General features: G+C 74.5%; 13 protein-coding genes and 1 pseudogene. 3 read left to right on the top strand and 11 right to left on the bottom strand.

Annotated elements, in window-relative coordinates:
- Positions 1–45: 45 nt before the first annotated feature.
- The 4 genes and pseudogenes from ABZ807_RS11350 to gltB all read right to left on the bottom strand — a co-directional run.
- Positions 46–249: pseudogene (locus ABZ807_RS11350) on the bottom strand (hypothetical protein); the annotation flags it as partial.
- A 195-nt stretch (positions 250–444) separates the two neighbouring features.
- Positions 445–2,010, bottom strand: a complete 1,566-nt coding sequence (locus tag ABZ807_RS11345; protein ID WP_357155376.1) for an MFS transporter — start codon at positions 2,008–2,010, stop codon at positions 445–447.
- 203 nt (positions 2,011–2,213) lie between these two features.
- A complete protein-coding gene (locus ABZ807_RS11340) occupies positions 2,214–3,761 on the bottom strand; it encodes a glutamate synthase subunit beta (protein WP_357155374.1) in 1,548 nt (515 codons plus the stop codon).
- A complete protein-coding gene (gene gltB / locus ABZ807_RS11335; RefSeq protein WP_357155372.1) occupies positions 3,754–8,469 on the bottom strand; it encodes a glutamate synthase large subunit in 4,716 nt (1,571 codons plus the stop codon). Before gltB ends, ABZ807_RS11340 begins: the two co-directional genes overlap by 8 nt.
- A gap of 146 nt (positions 8,470–8,615) precedes the next feature.
- On the opposite strand from gltB, the gene ABZ807_RS11330 reads away from it, so the two are divergent.
- Positions 8,616–9,458 carry a GNAT family N-acetyltransferase gene (locus ABZ807_RS11330; RefSeq protein WP_357155371.1) on the top strand — a complete coding sequence of 281 codons (843 nt, stop codon included), beginning with the start codon at positions 8,616–8,618 and terminating at the stop codon, positions 9,456–9,458.
- A gap of 155 nt (positions 9,459–9,613) precedes the next feature.
- Here the strand turns inward: ABZ807_RS11330 and ABZ807_RS11325 are convergent, their stop codons facing one another.
- A complete protein-coding gene (locus ABZ807_RS11325) occupies positions 9,614–10,804 on the bottom strand; it encodes an NAD(P)/FAD-dependent oxidoreductase (protein WP_357155369.1) in 1,191 nt (396 codons plus the stop codon).
- An 11-nt stretch (positions 10,805–10,815) separates the two neighbouring features.
- Positions 10,816–11,985, bottom strand: a complete 1,170-nt coding sequence (lgt, locus tag ABZ807_RS11320) for a prolipoprotein diacylglyceryl transferase (protein WP_357155368.1) — start codon at positions 11,983–11,985, stop codon at positions 10,816–10,818.
- 103 nt (positions 11,986–12,088) lie between these two features.
- On the opposite strand from lgt, the gene ABZ807_RS11315 reads away from it, so the two are divergent.
- Positions 12,089–12,667 (top strand): NUDIX hydrolase, encoded by a 579-nt coding sequence (locus ABZ807_RS11315; RefSeq protein ID WP_357155367.1) that lies wholly within the window; start codon positions 12,089–12,091, stop codon positions 12,665–12,667.
- A 152-nt stretch (positions 12,668–12,819) separates the two neighbouring features.
- Here ABZ807_RS11315 and trpA read toward each other — a convergent pair whose 3' ends face one another.
- From trpA to trpC, 3 genes are all read right to left on the bottom strand, one after another.
- Positions 12,820–13,623, bottom strand: coding sequence for a tryptophan synthase subunit alpha (gene trpA, locus ABZ807_RS11310; protein WP_357155365.1), 804 nt, complete (start codon positions 13,621–13,623; stop codon positions 12,820–12,822).
- A 4-nt stretch (positions 13,624–13,627) separates the two neighbouring features.
- Positions 13,628–14,860, bottom strand: coding sequence for a tryptophan synthase subunit beta (gene trpB, locus ABZ807_RS11305; RefSeq protein ID WP_357155364.1), 1,233 nt, complete (start codon positions 14,858–14,860; stop codon positions 13,628–13,630).
- A gap of 119 nt (positions 14,861–14,979) precedes the next feature.
- Positions 14,980–15,783: an indole-3-glycerol phosphate synthase TrpC gene (gene trpC / locus ABZ807_RS11300; RefSeq protein WP_357155593.1), complete on the bottom strand. Its 804-nt coding sequence runs from the start codon at positions 15,781–15,783 to the stop codon at positions 14,980–14,982.
- A gap of 488 nt (positions 15,784–16,271) precedes the next feature.
- Between trpC and ABZ807_RS11295 the strand changes: the two genes are divergently transcribed.
- Positions 16,272–16,550: a hypothetical protein gene (locus ABZ807_RS11295; RefSeq protein ID WP_357155363.1), complete on the top strand. Its 279-nt coding sequence runs from the start codon at positions 16,272–16,274 to the stop codon at positions 16,548–16,550.
- On the opposite strand, the gene ABZ807_RS11290 is transcribed toward ABZ807_RS11295, so the two are convergent.
- Both ABZ807_RS11290 and ABZ807_RS11285 read right to left on the bottom strand, forming a co-directional pair.
- Positions 16,543–17,130, bottom strand: a complete 588-nt coding sequence (locus tag ABZ807_RS11290; RefSeq protein WP_357155362.1) for a Trp biosynthesis-associated membrane protein — start codon at positions 17,128–17,130, stop codon at positions 16,543–16,545. The two genes, ABZ807_RS11295 and ABZ807_RS11290, sit on opposite strands and share 8 nt — an antisense overlap.
- Positions 17,131–17,185: 55 nt before the next feature.
- The gene (locus ABZ807_RS11285; RefSeq protein WP_357155361.1) at positions 17,186–18,739 is read right to left on the bottom strand and encodes an anthranilate synthase component I; all 1,554 of its coding nucleotides are present in this window, start codon (positions 18,737–18,739) and stop codon (positions 17,186–17,188) included.
- Positions 18,740–18,770: the final 31 nt, after the last annotated feature.

The following is an 18,770-nucleotide window of genomic DNA, read 5'->3' as shown; positions in this document are numbered from 1 at the left end:
CTGTAGAGCTGATGTCGTAGACGATTCACGCCGTCCTGGGCGGCGTCAGCTCGGCGGCGCCGACACCGCCGGCGCCGCCGGCGTGCCGGTGGCGGCCTCGATCGCCCGGATGTGCCGGTAGGCGAACCAGAGCGGCGGGAAGGCGCCCACGGCGAGGGAGAGGTCGACCAGCGTCCAGAACCAGGGGATCTCCCGGATCGGCCCACAGGTCAGCGCCCGCGGCACGATCCCCGCGCAGGCGATCATGCCGGAGCTGGACCACCCGGCCCGGCCGGCCACCGGCTCCGCCGTTGCCGATGGTTGCCGGCTCCGCCGTTGCCGATGGTCGCCGGCTCCGGTGAGTCGTCTGCGACATCAGCTCCACAGCGTCCGACCGGTGCCCGCGGCCCGGCCGGCTCCGCCCCGAGGACGTTCCGCCGGTCACCGGCCACCCCGCCGGCCGACTCAGCCGGACCGCAGGCAGTCGGCCTCTGGGCCGTGCGGGACGGCCGTACCCGTCAGGCCGGAACGGCGGCGCGAACGATGCGGCGCGCAGGCCGCGCACTCATGTGCCGCGCGGGCGGCCCGGCTCGACCGGGACTGGCCAGCGAACGGTCGCAGCGCGGCCAAGGGCCGGGCACCGAAGCGCACGCTGCCCGCCGGCCGGGCGGTCCGGGCGACCGCCCGCGCCGGTCGGCCAGCGCCGACCATGCTCGACGCGGGGCGGACGACACGGGCGGCCGTCGAGGCGATCCGGCGCACCGGCCGCCGTATCGCGGGCGCGGCCAGCACCAGGGTGAGCCGGCGACGCAGTCGGCGCTCGCGCAGCCAATCGAGGGTCACCCCCGCCACCACGGTGGCGACCGCCGTGGTCGCGCCGGCCAGCACCAGGGTCTGCCGGGGCCCGGCGTACTCGGAGAGCCAGCCGAGCAGCGGCGCGCCCACCGCCGCCGAGACCGAGCCGGTGACCGCCAGCGCGGCGAGCACCCGGCCGCGCATCGCGTAGTCGGTGTCGAGCTGGGCCCGGGTGCCGACGGTGGTGTCGATGACCACGGCCGCGGCGGCGATCGGGAGGATCACCGAGGCGAAACTCATGGTGCCCGGGGCCAGGCCGGCGACGATCTGCAGGACACTGGCCAGCAGGCCGGCCCCGACCAGGATGCCGTAACCCAGCTCCCGGCGCCGGGCCGCGACGAGCGCGCCGCACACCGTGCCGACCGCGAAGACGGTGGAGAGGAAGCCGTAGCCGGCCGCGCCGCCGCCCAACGGGCCGTCGCTCATCGCCGCCATGGTGACCTGGTAGTTGCGGCCGAGGCTGCCAAGCACGAAGGACAGGGCCAGCGCGACCAGCACCACCGGCTGGCCCAGCAGGTAACGGAAGCCGGCCCTGATGCCGCCGTCAGTCGGCTCCGCGTCGGTCACCGCCGGCTCGCCGCCGTGCCGCTCCCCCTCGCGTACGGCGAACAGGGCGGCCACCACCGCCACGAAGCTGGCGGCGTTGACGCCGAAGAGCAGCGCGGGGCCGACGGCGGCGACCACGACGGCGCCGACGCTCATGCCGAGGATGCGGCCGGCGGAGTTGGTGAGCGAGCCGAGGGCCAGAGCGTTGCCGAGGCTCTCCCGGGGCACCAGGGTCGAGCACCAGCGGCCCATCACCGGGCCTTCAATCGCCGAGACGGCACCGGTGACCAGCGAGATCGCGTAGATCGCCGGAAGTCCGCCGGCGCCGGTGACGGCGACCAGGGCCAGTCCCGCCGCGAGGGCCGCGTGGGCCGCCTGCGCGACGATCAGCAGCGGCTTGGCGGGCAGCCGGTCGGCCAGCGCCCCGCCCCAGACGCTGAGCAGCAGCGTGGGGACGGCCTGGAGCAGGACGGCGAGGCCCATCGAGGCCGCCGAGCCGGTCTCGGCGAGCACGTACCAGTTGACTCCGAGGACCTGCATCCAGGTCCCGATCACGGATACGAACCCAGCACCAGCCCAGATCCGGTAGTTCCGGTGACGCAGCGCGGCGAACGTGGCACCGAGGGCCACGACGACCTCCCCGTTCCGACAACGACATGACGAAGCCGAACGGCGGTTCAGTTCAGCAGCCGACAAGTCTTGCGGCGGTCAAACCGATTTGCCCATGGTCGTGAGGGGGCTCACGAACCCGGGCGCGGCCGAGCCGGACATCCGCGTCGAGCGAAGGACAGGTGGTGCGTCCGGCTGACCCGCCGGACGCACCACCGCGACGGTCAGCGGGCGGCGAGCGGCTGCCGTGCCGGGTCCACCGGGGCCGGCAACGCGCCGACCCCACCCAGGTAGGCGTGGACCGCCGCAGCCGCGGCCCGCCCTTCGGCGATGGCCCAGACGATCAACGAGGCCCCCCGGTGCATGTCACCGGCGACGAAGACCCCGTCGGCGTCGGTCTGCCAGTCGGGCCGGGCGTCGACCGCGCCCCGGGCGTTACGACTCACCCCGAACTGGTCCAGCAGCGGCTGCTGCTCGGTGCCGTCGAAGCCGATGGCCAGCAGCACCAGGTCGGCCGGGAGTTCACGCTCGGAGCCGGGAAGCGGGGTGACGAGCCGTCGGCCGTCCCGCTTCTCGACGGTGACCTCCACGATCCGCACGCCCTTGACCTGGCCGGTGCCGTCGTCGACGAACTCCTGCACGGCGACGGCGAAGACCCGCTCGCCGCCCTCCTCGTGCGCCGGATAGTTGCGCAGCACCCACGGCCAGGTCGGCCACGGGTCCCGGGCGGTGTCCCGTGCCTGCGGGGGCTCCGGGTACAGGTCGAGCTGGTGTACGCCGGCCGCGCCCTGCCGGTGGGCCACGCCGAGGCAGTCCGCGGCGGTGTCACCGCCGCCGATGATCACGACGTGCTTGCCGGCGGCGTCGATCGAGGTGCCGTCGGGCAGCACGGCGGGAGCCGGTCGCCCCTCGCCGGCCGCGACGACGCGGTGCGGCCCGCCGGCCGCCCGGGCGACCGCGCGGTTCGCGGCGACCAGGTGCGCCATCGCCTGGTGCACGCCGCGCAGCTGCCGGCCGGGGGTCTCCGGGGTGTCCCGACCCTGCAGCGCGCCGCAGGCCAGCAGCACCGCGTCGTGCTCGGCGCGCAGCTGTTCGGCGGTGACGTCCACGCCGACGTCCACCCCGGTGCGGAACTGGACGCCCTCGGCGGCGAGTTGGGCCAGCCGCCGGTCGATGTGCTGCTTCTCCAGCTTGAAGTCGGGGATGCCGTACCGGAGCAGGCCGCCGATCGCGTCGTCGCGCTCGTACACGGTCACCGCGTGACCGGCGCGGGCGAGCTGCTGCGCGGCGGCGAGACCGGCGGGGCCGGAGCCGACCACGGCGACCGACCGTCCGGTCGGCGCCGGCACGGGGCGGGGCCGCAGTCCGCCCCGGGCCACCGCCGCGTCCGCGATCTCCACCTCGACCTGCTTGATGGTGACCGGCTGCCCGCCGCCGATGCCGAGCACGCAGGCGGCCTCGCAGGGCGCCGGGCAGAGCCGGCCGGTGAACTCCGGGAAGTTGTTGGTGGCGTGCAGCGACTCCACCGCGGCGTCCCAGTTGCCGGTGCGGACCAGGTCGTTCCAGTCCGGGATGCGATTACCGAGAGGACAGCCGGCGGTGTCGCTGTGGCAGAACGGGATGCCGCAGTCCATGCACCGGGTGGCCTGCTCGCGGATCAGCTCCTCGCCGGCCGGCGGGTACACCTCGCGCCAGTCGCTGATCCGCACCGGCACCGGGCGGCGCGCCGGCAGCCGCCGGTCGTAGCGCAGAAAACCGTTCGGGTCAGGCACGAGCCACCTCCTGGGCAGCCACCCGCGGGGCGGGCGGCACCGGCGCGGTCAACGCAGACATGACCGCGTCGTCGACGTCACGGCCGGCGGCTTCGGCGGCCCGCATGATCTCCATCACCCGGCGGTAGTCCCGGGGCACCACAGCGGTGAACTCCTCCACCGCCTCCGGCCAGCGCTTGAGCAGCTCCGCGCCGAGGACCGAGTCGGTCTCCGCGACGTGCCGCTGCACCAGGTCGTGCAGCAGGTCGCGCTCGGAGTCGCGCAGCGGCGTCAGGTCGACCAGTTCGGCGTTGACCCGGCCGGAGTCCAGCCGGTGCACGTACGCCGTTCCACCGGACATGCCGGCGGCGAAGTTGCGACCGGTCTCGCCGAGCACCACCACGGTGCCGCCGGTCATGTACTCGCAGCCGTGGTCGCCGACGCCCTCGACGACGGCCACCGCGCCGGAGTTGCGTACCGCGAACCGCTCCCCCACCCGGCCGCGCAGGAACAGCTCGCCGCCGGTGGCGCCGTACAGGATGGTGTTGCCGGCGATGATCTGGTCCTCGGCCCGCGCACCGGCGGCGGCCTCCGGGTCGGCGAACGGCGCGGCGGCGTCCGGGCGGACGACGATCCGCCCGCCAGACAGCCCCTTGCCGACGTAGTCGTTGGCGTCGCCGTGCAGCCGCAGGGTGATCCCACGCGGCAGGAACGCGCCGAAGGACTGACCGGCGGTGCCGCGCAGCACGAACTCGATCGTGTCGTCGGGCAGGCCGGCGCCGCCGAAGCGGCGGGTGACCTCGCCGCCGAGCATCGCGCCGACGCTGCGGTGCTCGTTGCGCACCGCCACCTCGACCCGGACCGGGTTGCCGTCGCGCAGCGCCGGCTGCGCCAGCGCGATCAGCTCGTTGTCCAGAGCCAGCTCCAGGCCGTGATCCTGGGCCCGCACGCCGCGCCGCGCGGCGTCCGCCGGCAGCTCCGGCAGGTGCAGCACACGCCCCAGGTCCAGCCCGTGCGCCTTCCAGTGCGCCACCGCCGGGGCGACGTCGAGCAGCTCGGTGTGCCCGATCGCCTCGTCGATGCTGCGGAAGCCCAGCTCGGCAAGATAGCCGCGGACCTCCTCGGCAAGGAACAGGAAGAAGTTCTCCACGAACTCCGGCCTGCCGGTGAAGCGCTCGCGCAGCACCGGGTTCTGGGTGGCGATGCCGACCGGACAGGTGTCCAGGTGGCAGACCCGCATCATCACGCAGCCCTCGACGATCAGCGGGGCGGTGGCGAAGCCGAACTCCTCCGCGCCGAGCAGCGCCGCGACGAGGACGTCCCGGCCGGTCTTGAGCTGGCCGTCGACCTGCACGGTGACCCGGTCGCGGAGCTTGTTGAGCAGCAGCGTCTGCTGCGCCTCGGCCAGGCCCAACTCCCACGGGGTGCCAGCGTGCTTGAGCGAGTTGAGCGGGGAGGCGCCGGTGCCGCCGTCGTGGCCGGAGATCAGGATGACGTCGGCCTTCAGCTTGGCGACGCCGGCCGCGACGGTGCCCACGCCGACCTCGCTGACCAGCTTGACGTGCACCCTGGCGGCCGGGTTGACGCACTTGAGGTCGTGCACCAGTTGGGCGAGGTCCTCGATGGAGTAGATGTCGTGGTGCGGCGGCGGGGAGATCAGGCCGACGCCCGGCGTGGCGTGCCGGGTGCGGGCGATCCACGGCCAGACCTTGTTGCCGGGCAGCTGACCGCCCTCGCCGGGCTTGGCGCCCTGCGCCATCTTGATCTGGAGGTCGTCGGCGTTGACCAGGTATTCGCTGGTCACGCCGAACCGGCCGCTGGCGATCTGCTTGACCGCGGAGCGGCGGGCCGGGTCGTACAGCCGCTCGACGTCCTCGCCGCCCTCGCCGGTGTTGGACCTGCCGCCGAGCCGGTTCATGGCGACGGCCAGGGTCTCGTGTGCCTCCGCCGAGATCGACCCGTACGACATGGCGCCGGTGGCGAACCGCTTGACGATCTCGGTGGCCGGCTCCACCTCCTCGACCGGCACCGGCGGGCGCACCCCGGTCCGCAGGCTGAACAGCCCGCGCAGCGAGCCCGCCCGCGCGGCCAGCTCGTCCACCTTGGCGGTGTACTGCCGGAAGACGTCGTACTGGCGGCTGCGGGTGGCGTGCTGGAGCAGGAAGACCGTCTCCGGGTTGAACAGGTGCAGCTCGCCCTCGCGACGCCACTGGTACTCCCCGCCGACCTCCAACCGGTCGGACGGCTGCGCGCCCGCGGCGGGCCAGGCCAGCGCGTGCCGGGCGGCCACCTCGGCGTGGATCTCGTCCAGGCCGATACCGCTGATGGTGCTGGGGGTGCCGCGGAAGTAGCGCTCCACCAGCCGGGTGTGCAGCCCGACCGCCTCGAAGACCTGCGCGCCGCAGTACGACGACACCGTCGAGATGCCCATCTTGGACATGATCTTCAGGACGCCCTTGCCGAGCGCCGTGACGTAGTTGCGCACCGCCTTCGCCGCCAGCTGCGATGTCGGCTCGTCAGGCCTGGTCGGGGCGACTCCTGTCAATACTCCGGTGGAGATCATGTCCTCGACCGACTCGAAGGCCAGGTACGGGTTGACCGCCGCCGCGCCGTACCCGATGAGCACGGCCGCGTGGTGCACCTCGCGGCAGTCGCCGGACTCGACGATCAGCGCCACCTGGGTGCGGGTCTGCTCGCGGACCAGGTGTTGGTGCACCGCCGCGGTGAGCAGCAGCGACGGGATCGGCGCCAGGTCGGCGTTGGTGTCCCGGTCGGAGAGCACCAGGATCCGGACGCCGTCCTCGATCGCCTCCGAGACGTGCCGGCAGATCTCGGTCAGCCGGGCCTTGATGCCGGCGCCGCCGTCGCGGACCGGGTAGAGCCCGGAGACCCGGACCGCCTTGAAGCCGGGCAGGTCGCCGTCCTCGTCGATGGAGAGGATCTTGGCCAGCTCGTCGTTGTCGATCACCGGGTACGGCAGCACGATCTGCCGGCAGCTCGCCGGACCCGGGTCGAGCAGGTTGCCCTCCGGGCCGATGGTCGACGTCAGGCTGGTCACCAGCTCCTCCCGGATGGCGTCCAACGGCGGGTTGGTGACCTGGGCGAAGAGCTGGTGGAAGTAGTCGTAGAGCAGCCGCGGCCGGGTGGACAGCGGCGCGATCGGGGTGTCGGTGCCCATCGAGCCGATCGGCTCGGCGCCGAGGCGGGCCATCGGCGCCAGCAGGATCTTCAGCTCCTCCTCGGTGTAGCCGAAGGTCTGCTGGCGGCGGCGGACCGAGTCGTGGGTGTAGACGATGTGCTCGCGCGGCGGCAGGTCGCTCAGGTCGATCAGCCCGGCGTGCAGCCACTCGGCGTACGGCTGGGCGGCGGCCAGCTCGGCCTTGATCTCGTCGTCCTGCACGATCCGCCCGTTGACGGTGTCGACCAGGAACATCCGCCCCGGCTGGAGCCGCCCCTTGGCGACCACGGTGGCCGGGTCGAGGTCGAGCACGCCCGCCTCGCTGCCCAGCACCACCAGCCCGTCGGAGGTCCGCCACCAGCGCCCCGGGCGCAGCCCGTTGCGGTCCAGCACCGCGCCGACGATCTCACCGTCGGTGAAGGCGACCGAGGCCGGGCCGTCCCACGGCTCCATCAGGCTGGCGTGGAACCGGTAGAAGGATTTCCGACCGTGGTCCAGGTCGTGGTCGTTCTCCCAGGCCTCCGGGATCATCATCAGCACCGCGTGCGGCAGGCTCCGCCCGGCCAGGTGCAGCAGTTCGAGGACCTCGTCGAAGTTGGCCGAGTCGGAGGCGCCCGGGGTGCAGACCGGGAAGATCCGCCGGATGCTGCCGGGGATGTGCCCGCCGGCTCCGCCGGCGGCAGCGGAACCGCCGCTGAGCATCGACTCTCTTGCCTGCATCCAGTTCCGGTTGCCGCGGATGGTGTTGATCTCACCGTTGTGCGCGATGAACCGGTACGGGTGGGCCAGCGGCCAGGACGGGAAGGTGTTGGTGGAGAAGCGGGAGTGGACCAGCGCGATCGCGCTTTCCACCCGCTCGTCGGTCAGCTCCGGGAAGTACGCCGGCAGCTGGTCCGGGGTGAGCATGCCCTTCCAGGTCATGGTCCGCGCCGAGAGCGACGGGAAGTACGCCGGCACACCCCGCTCGGCGCTCTCCCGCTCGGCCTGCCTGCGGACGCAGAACGCCACCCGGTCCAGGTCGAGACCGGTCAGCGGGGAGCCGGCCGGGCCGGCCGGGGTGTCGGTGAGCCGGTGCGCGGCCAGGAACAGCTGGCGGATCCGGGGCATCGCCGCGAGCGCGGACTCGCCCAGCCCGCTCGGGTCGACCGGCACGTCCCGCCAGCCGAGCAGGTCGGCCCCTTCGACCAGGGCGTACTTCTCCACCACCTGCCGGGCGCGGGCCTCCCCGGCGTCGTCGTCGGGGAGGAAGACCAGGCCGGTGGCGTACTGGCCGGCCGGCGGCAGCGGGAAGTCCACCACCGCGCGCAGGAACGCGTCCGGCACCTGGATCATGATCCCGGCGCCGTCGCCGGTGTTGTGCTCCGCGCCCCGGGCGCCGCGATGGTCCAGGCGGCAGAGCACGCCGAGGCCGCCCGCCACCACCGCGTGGGAGCGCCGGCCGTGCAGGTCCGCCACGAAGGCCACGCCGCACGCGTCGTGCTCGTTCGCCGGGTCGTAGAGACCGGCCGCGGGCGGGGCCGACTGCGGGCTGTGAGGGTACGGAAAGGCCACCGGGGCTCCTGTCGTCACTCAGGTTGGATCATGATCGGGACGACGTCGGCCCTTGGCGGTTTATTGAGTCTACGTTAGGGCGACCCAGGCAGGGCCAGTGCAGATTGATCACACCTTCCAGACTCTGGGACAGGTAGTCTCGCGCGGTGGATCCCCTGCAGAGCGAACTCTTCGCCGGGCTGGAACGCTTCTACGACGCGGTGCCCCGGGACGCCGCGCGCGAGGAGCAGCACGGCGCGCTCGTGCTCTTCGTCCGGCAAGGGGCGGGCTGGCCGTACTACGCCCGGCCCCGCCTGGACGCCATCGAGCCGCCGTCGCTGGCCGACGTGACCGCCGTACGCGAGCGGCAGCGGGAGCTGGGCCTGCCGGAGGCCCTCGAATGGGTGCACGAGACCACCCCCGACCTGCTCGCGGTGGCCCGCGCGGCGGGGCTGAGCGTGCTGGAGGCACCGCTGATGGTGCTCGACCCGGCCGCCCTGCCCGACCCGACGACGCTCACCGACGTACCGGTGCGGGTGCTGGACCCGGACGCGCCCGGCTTCGCCGCGGACGTGGCCGCCCGCCGCGCGGTCGCCGCGGTCGGCTTCGCCGCCGCCGGCACCGCCCGGGGCGATGCCGGCCCGGCGCAGCGGGACGGCGCCGTCACCGAGTTGGACGTGGCAGCGCTGGACGAGGAGCGGGCCCGCATCGCCGACGGCCGCCGACTGTCGGTGCTGGCCGGCACGCCCGAGGAGGGGGCGCTGGCGAGCGGGATGGCGATGCGGGTCGGCGACGTGGCCGAAATCGCCGGGGTGGCCACCCTGCCGGCCGCCCGCCGCCGCGGGCTGGGCGCGGCGGTCACCGCCGCGATCGCCCGCGAGCTGCTGGCCGCCGGCACCGACCTGGTCTTCCTCTCCGCCGGCAGCGAGGAGATCGCCCGCGTCTACCTCCGGGTCGGCTTCCGCCGCGTCGGCACCGCCTGCATCGCCGAACCCACCGCCCTGATCTGACCCCGGCTCCCGGCTCCCGGCTCCCGGCTCCCGGCTCCCGGCGATCATGAAGTTGGCGGTGTCCGCGTCGGTGTGTCGTGCCGCTAACTTCATGATCAACGCGGGAAGCACGCGGGAGGGGCCGGCGCGTGGGGCGTGCGGTGCAGCGAGCGGGGTCAGGGGGTTGGTGGGCGCCACTGGGCGGCTGCGGAGGCGGCGCTGGAGAGCAGTCGGGGGCTGATCGTGCCGAGGGCGGCGTCACGGGCCCGCAGGGCCAGCCGCCCCCGGGCCTGGAGGACCGCCGACATCCGGCGGGTCTGCCGTACCACTGTCGCCGCGCGGGGGCGACGCAACCGGTCGTACGTCTGCACGGCGTCGGGCAGCCGGGACTCGCGCAGCAGCGAGGACAGGGTGGCCGCGTCCTCGAAGGCGAGGCAGGCGCCCTGCCCCAGGTGCGGCGGCATGGCGTGCGCCGCGTCGCCGAGCAGCACCACGCCGCCGGGGCCGGCCGGGAAGCCGTACGCCCGGGGCAGCGGGCGCAGTTCGCGGACCTCCTGCTGCACCAGGTCGGCCGGGTCGGTGGCGTCGAGCAGCTCGCCGATCGGGGCGGGCCAGCCGGCGTACCAGCGCTTGAGCAGGGCGAGCTGGGTCTCCGGCGGCTCGGGCCGGGGCGCACCGGCGGCGGTGGCGACCCAGTAGATGCCACCCCGGCGGGAGGCGCCGGAGGAGCCGCGCTCGCCCAGCGAGGCGGCCACGAAACGGTAGCCCGCACCCAGCACCTCCCCGCCGACCGGCTGGTCGGCCGGCAGCCGGGGCGCCCGGTACCAGGGGATCACCGCGCGCCAGGCCGCGCAGCCGGAGCTGACCACGGCCGAGGAGGGGGCGAGCTGGCGACGTACCGCGCTGTCGGTCCCGTCGGCGGCGACCACCAGGTCCGCCTCGACCAGGCGCCCGCCGGCGCCGACCGCCGGCCGCTGCCCGGGTCGGACCCGGACGGTGTCCACGGTTACGCCGGTGCGCAGCTCCACCCGGTCGCCGAGCCCGGCGATCAGCGCGTCGTGCAGGTCCTCCCGGTGCACCACCACCGGCATCCGGTCGGCCGGCGTCGGGCGCGGCTGCACCAGCCAGTGGCCGTCCGGCCGGCGCACCCCGGCGTCGGGCAGCGGGGTGGCGATCGCGTCCAGGCCGGCGCCGAGGCCGAGCGCGTGCAGCGCGCGTACCCCGTTGGGCCAGAGCACCACGGCCGTGGCCTCCGGGCGGACCCGGTCCGCCCGCTCCAGCAGGGTGACCTGCCAGCCGGAGCGGGCCAGCGCGCCGGCCACCGCCAGCCCACCGAGCCCGGCGCCGACCACCACCGCGGTGCGCATCCCCGCCCCGCTCAGCTGTCCCGGTCGGTGGGCCGGGCGCCGGTGGCGCCCGCCCGGTCATCCCGCTCCGACGCGTCGCCGTCACCGTCACGCTCGGGCGCCGTCCCGGCGTCGGCCGGGGGCTCGTCGCCGCTCGCCGTGATCGCCTCGGCGGCGGGTTCGTCGGGGACCTCGCCGGTCTCCCGGTACGCCCGGAACTGCTCCTCGCTGACCGTCCGGTAGCCCTCCGGGGCGACCGCCCGGGGTCCGTTCTCGGTGCGGGAGAGGTCGACCTGGGAGACGTCCCCACCGGTCGGCGGGGCCGGAGTGGCCGGCACGCCCACCGGGATCAGGTACTCGCGGGGGCCACGGACCCGCAGGAAGTAGATCAACGCGCCCAGGAAGACCAGCCCGGCGGTCCAGACGTTGAGCCGCACGCCGAGGATCCGGTTCGCCTCGTCGGTGCGCATGATCTCGATCCAGAACCGGCCGGCGGTGTAGCCCATCACGTAGAGCGCGAACGCCCGACCCTTACCCAGCTTGAGCCGGCGGTCGAGGGCGAACACCAGGGCGGCCACGCCGACGTTCCAGAGCGCCTCGTAGAGGAACGTCGGATGATAGAGCCCGGGCTCCAGGATCGGCTGGCCGGCGTCATCGCGCAGCGCGTGGCCGGGGTTGGCGGAGTCCATCTTGTGGATCTCCAGCCCCCAGGGCAGCGTGGTGCGGCCGCCGTAGAGCTCGTTGTTGAACCAGTTGCCGAACCGGCCCACCGCCTGGGCCAGCGGCAGGCCGGGGGCGAGCGCGTCGGCCACCACCACGAACGGGATGCCGAGCTGCCGGGCGGCGATCCAGGCGCCGACCGCGCCGCCGGCCACCGCGCCCCAGATGCCCAGACCGCCCTCCCAGATAGCGAACGCCTTCAGCGGCTCGCCACCGGCGCCGAAGTACTTCTCGGGCGAGGTGATGACGTGGTAGATCCGGGCGCCGACGATGCCGGTCGGCACCGCCCAGACCGCGATGTCGAGCACCGCGCCGGGGGCCACGCCGCGCTGGCGCAGCCGGCGCTCGGTGATCCAGCAGGCCAGCACGATGCCGAGGATGATGCAGAGCGCGTACGCCCGGATCGGCACCGGCCCGAGCTGCCAGACCGCGGTGGTCGGGCTCGGCAGGGCCGCCTGGGGGCTCAACGAGGCGAGGGTCACGGGTGCAAAGGCTACCGCTGCACATCGCATCCGCGGCACCCCGGTCCGGCGCGGTTCGCGTGCCGGATGACTTCCGGTTTGCCGGCCCGTACGCTCTTTGTCCATGAGCACGCTCACCTGGGCGGTCGCCGCGGTCCTGACCGACGAGGCCGGCCGGGTGCTGCTGAGCCGGCGCGACCGGGGCGGGCGGTGGGCGCTGCCCGGCGGGCGGCTGCGCCGACCCGGGTGCCCGACCGGTGCGGTGGCGGGCGAGGTCCGGCGAGAGACCGGGTGGCCGGTCGACGTGATCGACCCGGTCGGCCTCTACCACCTCACCTGCTCACCGTGCGGTGGGCCGCCGACGCCGAGTCCCCAGCCCGACGTGCTGGTGCACGTGTTCCGGGCCCGTGCCCGGCAGGGTGCGGCCGACGAGCCGCCGGCCGGGTGCACCCTGGCCTGGCACCTGCCGGACCAGCTGCCCACCGAGGTCACCCCGGTCACCCGGGCCGCCCTCGCCGACGCCCGGGCCGGACGCTCAGGGGTGCTGCGTGACCTGCGCCCCGACGGTGCGACGGGGGCCACGATCCGGCCCGACGTACCGACGAAGCCCGTGCCGCCGGTGGGTGCAGGCTCACCGGCCCGGGCGGGCGATCCCGTGCCTCCTGCGCCGCGCGCCGCGTCGGCCGTCCGGCCCCATCCCTGACCGAGGCGCCGCCGCGCCCCGCGCTGCACTCACGGTTTGCGGCGTGTCGCGGTGTCCCGAATTCGGGACACCGCGACACGCCGCAAACGGAGTCGATCACGCTGGCGCGGTCGCGGGGCACCGGACGGGCGGCAGCGACCGGGCCGCCGCAGTCAGCGGGCTCGGTGGCGGACGCCCTCGGCGAGTTCGGCGCTGAGCGTGCGCAGGGCGGTCAGCCCCGCGGCGGAGTCCGGGGCGTCAAGCAGGCAGCGGACCAGGGCGCTGCCCACGATCACGCCGTCGGCGTACCCGGCGACGGTGGCCGCCTGGGCGCCGGTGCCCACGCCGAGACCGACGCCGACCGGCAGGTCGGTGACCTCGCGGAGCCGGGAGACCAGGATCGGTGCGGCGTCCGAGGTCTGCGCCCGGGCGCCGGTGACCCCCATGATCGCGGTGGCGTAGACGAAGCCGAGACAGTGCTCGACGGTCATCTTCAGCCGCGCGTCGGTGGACGAGGGCGAGACCAGGAACGTGCGGTCCAGGCCGTGCGCGTCCGAGGCGGCCAGCCACTCGCCGGCCTCGTCGGGAATCAGGTCCGGGGTGACCAGGCCGGTGCCGCCGGCGGCGGCGAGGTCGCGGGCGAACGCGTCGACGCCGTACTGCTCGATCGGGTTCCAGTAGGTCATGGTGACCACCGGCGCGCCGGTGGCCGCGACCGCCTCGACGATCCGCAGGGTGTCCGCGGTGCGGACCCCGCCGGCCAGGGCGATGTCGCTGGCCTTCTGGATCACCGGCCCGTCCATCACCGGGTCGGAGTACGGGATCTCCACCTCGATGACGTCCACGCCCGCCTCGACCATGGCGGTCATCGCGGCGATGCTGCCCTCGACGGTCGGGAAGCCGGCCGGCATGCAGCCGACCAGCAGGGCCCGCCCGTCGGCGCGGGCCTTGTCGAAGGCCACCCCGATCCGACTCACGCTGTCACTCCTTGTCGAGGATGCCGAAGTACTCGCCGGCGGTGTGCACGTCCTTGTCACCCCGACCGGACAGGTTGACCACGATGACCGGTTCCCGGCCGAGTTCGGCGGTGAGCCGAGGGGCGATCTTCAGCGCGCCGGCCAGCGCGTGCGAGCTCTCGATCGCCGGGATGATCCCCTCGGTACGGCAGAGCAGCTCGAACGCGGCCATCGCCTCGGCGTCGGTCACCGGCTCGTACCTGGCCCGGCCACTGTCGTGCAGCCAGGCGTGCTCCGGCCCGACGCCCGGGTAGTCCAGCCCCGCGGAGATCGAGTGCGACTCGACGGTCTGGCCGTCGGCGTCCTGCAGCACGTACGTGCGGGTGCCGTGCAGCACGCCGGAGCTGCCGCCGGTGATGCTCGCCGCGTGCCGACCGGTCTCCACCCCGTCCCCGCCGGCCTCGAAGCCGTACAGCCGCACGTCGGCGTCACCGACGAAGGCGTGGAAGATGCCCAGTGCGTTGGAGCCGCCGCCGACGCAGGCGGCGACCGCGTCCGGCAGCGCGCCGGTCAGGTCGAGGCACTGCTGGCGGGCCTCCTCGCCGATGCCCCGGACGAAGTCCCGGACCATCTCGGGGAACGGGTGCGGACCGGCGGCGGTGCCGATCAGGTAGTGGGTCTCGTCGACGTTGGCGACCCAGTCCCGCATCGCCTCGTTCATCGCATCCTTGAGCGTGCGTGAACCGGTGGTGACCGGGACGACGGTGGCGCCGAGCATCCGCATCCGGGCCACGTTGAGCGCCTGCCGCCGGGTGTCGACCTCGCCCATGTAGACCACGCAGTCGAGGTCGAACAGGGCCGCGGCGGTGGCGGTGGCCACCCCGTGCTGGCCGGCGCCGGTCTCGGCGATCACCCGGGTCTTGCCCATCCGCTTGGTGAGCAGCGCCTGACCCAGCACGTTGCGCACCTTGTGCGCCCCGGTGTGGTTGAGGTCCTCCCGCTTGAGCAGCACCCGGGCGCCGACCCTGGCGGAGAACCGCTCGGCGGAGTACAGCAACGACGGGGTGCCGGCGTAGTCGCGCAGCAGGGCGTCGAACTCGGCGAGGAAGATCTCGTCGTTCATCGCCTTGCGGTACGCGGCGTCCAGCTCGTCCAGCGCCGCGACCAGCGCCTCCGGCACGAACCGGCCACCGAAGCGGCCGAAGTGACCGGTGGCGTCGGGGAGCTGGCCGGCCGGGGCCGACGCGTTGGCGCTCATGCCGCCACCTTCCTGCGGTCGGCGGCGTCATGAGGCCTTGCCGCGCTGCGCCTGATGATTCGCTCGCTGCGCTCGCTCATGGCGGTGTCCTCTCGCTGCTGACGTCTCCCGGCGCGGGATCAGCGCACCGGGCGGGGCGTTGCCGGGTGGTTGCCGGCGTTGACCAGCTCGGCGACCGCCTCGCGGGGGCTCTTCTGAGTGACCAGGCCCTCCCCCACCAGCACGGCGTCGGCGCCGGCCGAGGCGTATCGGATGAGGTCGTGCGGGCCGCGCACGCCGGACTCGGCGATCTTGACGACGCTGCTGGGCAGGCCGGGTGCGATCCGCTCGAAGACCGAGCGGTCGACCTCCAGGGTACGCAGGTCGCGGGCGTTGACCCCGATCACCTGCGCGCCGGCCTCCAGGGCGCGGTCGGCCTCCTCCTCGGTGTGCACCTCGACCAGCGCGGTCATGCCGAGCGACTCGATCCGCTCCAGCAGGCCGACCAGCACGTTCTGTTCGAGGGCGGCGACGATCAGCAGCACCAGGTCGGCACCGTGCGCGCGGGCCTCGTGCACCTGGTAGCTGGAGACCACGAAGTCCTTGCGCAGGACCGGTACCTGCACGGCGGCCCGGACGGCGGCCAGGTCGTCGAGCGACCCGCCGAACCAGCGCCCCTCGGTCAGCACGCTGATCGCCCGGGCGCCACCGGAGGCGTACTGGCCGGCAAGGTCGGCCGGGTCGGCGATCTCGGCCAGCCGGCCCTTGGACGGCGAGGAACGCTTGACCTCTGCGATCACCGCCACGCCGGGCCGGCGCAGGGCCGCGTACGCGTCCAGCGGCGGCGGCGCGGCGGCGGCCAGCTCGCGGATCCGCTCCAGCGAAACCTGCTCCTGCCGCCGCGCCACGTCCTCGCGGACGCCGGCCAGGATCTCGTCGAGCACGCTGTCGGACGCCGCCGAACCGGCCCCGTCCCCCTCCGCGTGCGCATGCTCAGCAGTCACCAACGGACTCCCCTCTCCGGGTGTCATGGGCCGATGCTAGGGGGCGCCAGCTGGCGACGGCTGCCGGGGGTATGGCGCACCTCACGAAATGGACTGTGGCATGATGGCCGACTTCCGGTGAACACGGTGTCACGCAGCGCCACCGCACCCATCGACCGGCGCCATCCGCGCCCGCCCCCGGGCCATCGCGCGAGCATCGACCGCTGCCCATGGACAATGAGAGCACGGCGGCCCGGTCCGCGCAGCAGGGCAACGTCCGTCGATGCTGTGACGAAGCTCAAGGAAGAACGCCCTACCCAGGTCGTTCGCCCCGACGGACAGTTGATCCGCCCGTCACCGTGGTGAAACGTGGGCGGGGCAGCCTGTCCACCAGGCAGACTCGATGACGCGCCTGCCGAGACGTCGGACTCCTCCTGCGGGGTGACCACATGAGCACGACCGGGCCCAACTCCACCGCCATCGGACTGACCACCCTCTCCCGCACCGTCGCCTCGCTGGCCGTCGGCGTGGTGCACACCCTGGAACGCGCCGTGGTCGGCGAGGGGCGGATCCGTACCGCGCGCGGCAACGCCTGGGAGGCGGTCTGCGCCGACCGGGCCCGCGCCGACCAGCGGGCCGAGCTGGACCGCCTGGTGGCCGAGCTGGCCGCCGCCCGGGCCACCGACCAGGACCGCCGCGAGGTCCGCGAGCGCCAGCCGATCAACTGACCGTCGGGTCCTCGCCCCGGTCCAGCGCGTCCCACGCCTCCCTGGTGCCGCGCTCGGTGGCCGGGCGCCCGTCGGCACCGGACGGCGCACCGGTGCCGGACCGGCGCTCGTACCGGGCGCCCATCGCCGGCCAGCGCTGACCGCGCGCCGCGGTGAGCCCGCCGCCGAGCGCCGCCAGCACCCCGCCGAGCAGGCAGAGCGCCGGCCACTGCCGGCTCACCTCGCCGTCGAACGCGGCGACCAGCCCGTACCCGCCGCCGGCCGCCACCGCCGCGCCGAGCAGAGCCAGCAGCCCGCCCAGCAGGCGGCGGACCTTGCCGCGGGTGGCCAGCACCGCGCCGCCCCCGGCCAGGCCGACCAGCGCCAGCGCCGACAGCCAGGGCAGCAGATCGACGCCCGAGCGGCCGTGCCGCGCCGACGGCAGCGACCCCCGGCTGATCAGGTCCACCGACCAGGTCCGGGTCGCCGCCCAGAAGGCCAGGCCCGCCCCGGCCAGGCAGAGCAGCACCGCGTACGTCAGCTCGCGCCGGCCCGGCGCGGACGGCGCACCCGGCGCGGCGGGCGTGTCCGGGCCGCTCATCGGCGCCCCCTTCCGCTCGCCACCGTGGGGCTCCGCCGCACGGCACTCCGCGCGCTCATCGGGCCGGCCGGAGGGTCTCGGCGGCGGCGATGGCGGCGAGCACCGCGGCGGCCTTGTTCCGGGTCTCCTGGTCCTCGGCGGCGGGATCGGAATCGGCCACCACCCCGGCCCCGGCCTGCACGTACGCCCGCCCGTCGCGGATCAGCGCGGTGCGGATGGCGATCGCCATGTCGAGGTCGCCGCCGAACCCGAAGTAGCCGACGGTGCCGCCGTAGATGCCCCGCCGGACCGGCTCCAGCTCTTCGATGATCTCCATGGCGCGCACCTTCGGGGCGCCGGAGAGGGTGCCGGCCGGGAAGGTCGCCGTGAGCGCGTCGAAGGCCGTCCGGTCCTCGCGCAGCGTGCCCACCACCGTCGAGACGATGTGCATCACGTGGCTGTACCGCTCGATGGTGGCGAACTCCGGCACCTGGACGGTGCCCGGGCGGCACACCCGGCCCAGGTCGTTGCGGCCCAGGTCGACCAGCATCACGTGCTCGGCCCGCTCCTTGGGGTCGGCGAGCAGCTCCGCGGCGAGCCGGGCGTCGGCGTCCGCGGTGGCGCCGCGCGGCCGGGTGCCGGCGATCGGGTGCAGCAGCGCCCGCCGCTGCCCGTCCGCCCCGGCGTTGACCTTCAGGTGCGCCTCCGGCGACGAGCCGACGATGTCGAAGCCGTCGAAGCGCAGCAGGTACATGTACGGGCTGGGGTTGGTGGTGCGCAGCACCCGGTAGACGTCCAGCGGGTCGGCATGGGTGTCCCGCTCGAAGCGCTGGGCGAGCACGATCTGGAAGCACTCGCCGGCCCGGATCGCCTCCTTGGCCGCCTCGACCGCCTTCGGGTAGCCCCCATCGGCGGTACGGCTGACCACCTCGCCGACCGGCGCCCGGTCCACGGTGGAGATCATGGGCGGAATCGGTCGGGACAGCGCGGTGGTCATCGCGTCGAGCCGCCCCACCGCGTGGTGGTACGCCGCCGCGACCAGCGCCTCCCGGTCCGGCGCCTCCACCGGCGGCAGCACCGCGTTGGCGACCAGGATCGCCGAGCCGTCGTAATGGTCGAGCACCACCAGGTCGGTGGCGAGCATCATGCCCAGCTCCGGCACGCCGAGGTCGTCCTCGGTCAGCTCGGGCAGCCGCTCGAACCGCCGGATCAGGTCGTAGCCCAGGTAGCCGACCATGCCGCCGGTCAGCGGCGGCATGCCGCTGGCCGGGTCCCAGACCGGGCCGGCGAGCGCCTCGACGGTCTCGCGCAGCACCCGGACCGGGTCACCGGAGGACGGCACGCCGGCCGGGGGCCGGCCGGTCCAGACCGCGACGCCGTCCCGCTCGACCAGGGTCGCGCCGCTGCGCACGCCGATGAACGAGTACCGGGACCAGGACATCCCGGCCGAGCCGACCCCCTGCTCGGCGGATTCCAGCAGGAACGTGCCCGGACCGCCGGCCAGCTTGCGGTAGACGCCCACCGGGGTCTCCGCGTCGGCCAGCAGCCGCCGGGTCACCGGCACCACCCGCCAGCGGGCGGCCAGCTCGGTGAAGCTGCCCAGGTCGGGGCTCAGGGTGCCGTCGGTCATCGCCGGGCCTGCCTCTCGTCCGCGCCGGCGC

Origin of the sequence: Micromonospora sp. NPDC047548 (assembly GCF_040642975.1) — a bacterium.
GTDB lineage: Bacteria > Actinomycetota > Actinomycetes > Mycobacteriales > Micromonosporaceae > Micromonospora.
The sequence above is the reverse complement of the archived record's forward strand: the minus strand, read 5'-3'. Positions and strand labels throughout refer to the sequence as shown.

What these genes read in the sequence shown, in the direction of transcription:
- ABZ807_RS11285 (WP_357155361.1), bottom strand. Translation starts at nt 18,739, where the DNA reads ATGACCGACGGCACCCTGAGCCCCGACCTGGGCAGCTTCACCGAGCTG.
- ABZ807_RS11295 (WP_357155363.1), top strand. Translation starts at nt 16,272, where the DNA reads ATGAGCACGACCGGGCCCAACTCCACCGCCATCGGACTGACCACCCTC.
- trpB (WP_357155364.1), bottom strand. Translation starts at nt 14,860, where the DNA reads ATGAGCGCCAACGCGTCGGCCCCGGCCGGCCAGCTCCCCGACGCCACC.
- ABZ807_RS11290 (WP_357155362.1), bottom strand. Translation starts at nt 17,130, where the DNA reads ATGAGCGGCCCGGACACGCCCGCCGCGCCGGGTGCGCCGTCCGCGCCG.
- ABZ807_RS11325 (WP_357155369.1), bottom strand. Translation starts at nt 10,804, where the DNA reads ATGCGCACCGCGGTGGTGGTCGGCGCCGGGCTCGGTGGGCTGGCGGTG.
- ABZ807_RS11315 (WP_357155367.1), top strand. Translation starts at nt 12,089, where the DNA reads ATGAGCACGCTCACCTGGGCGGTCGCCGCGGTCCTGACCGACGAGGCC.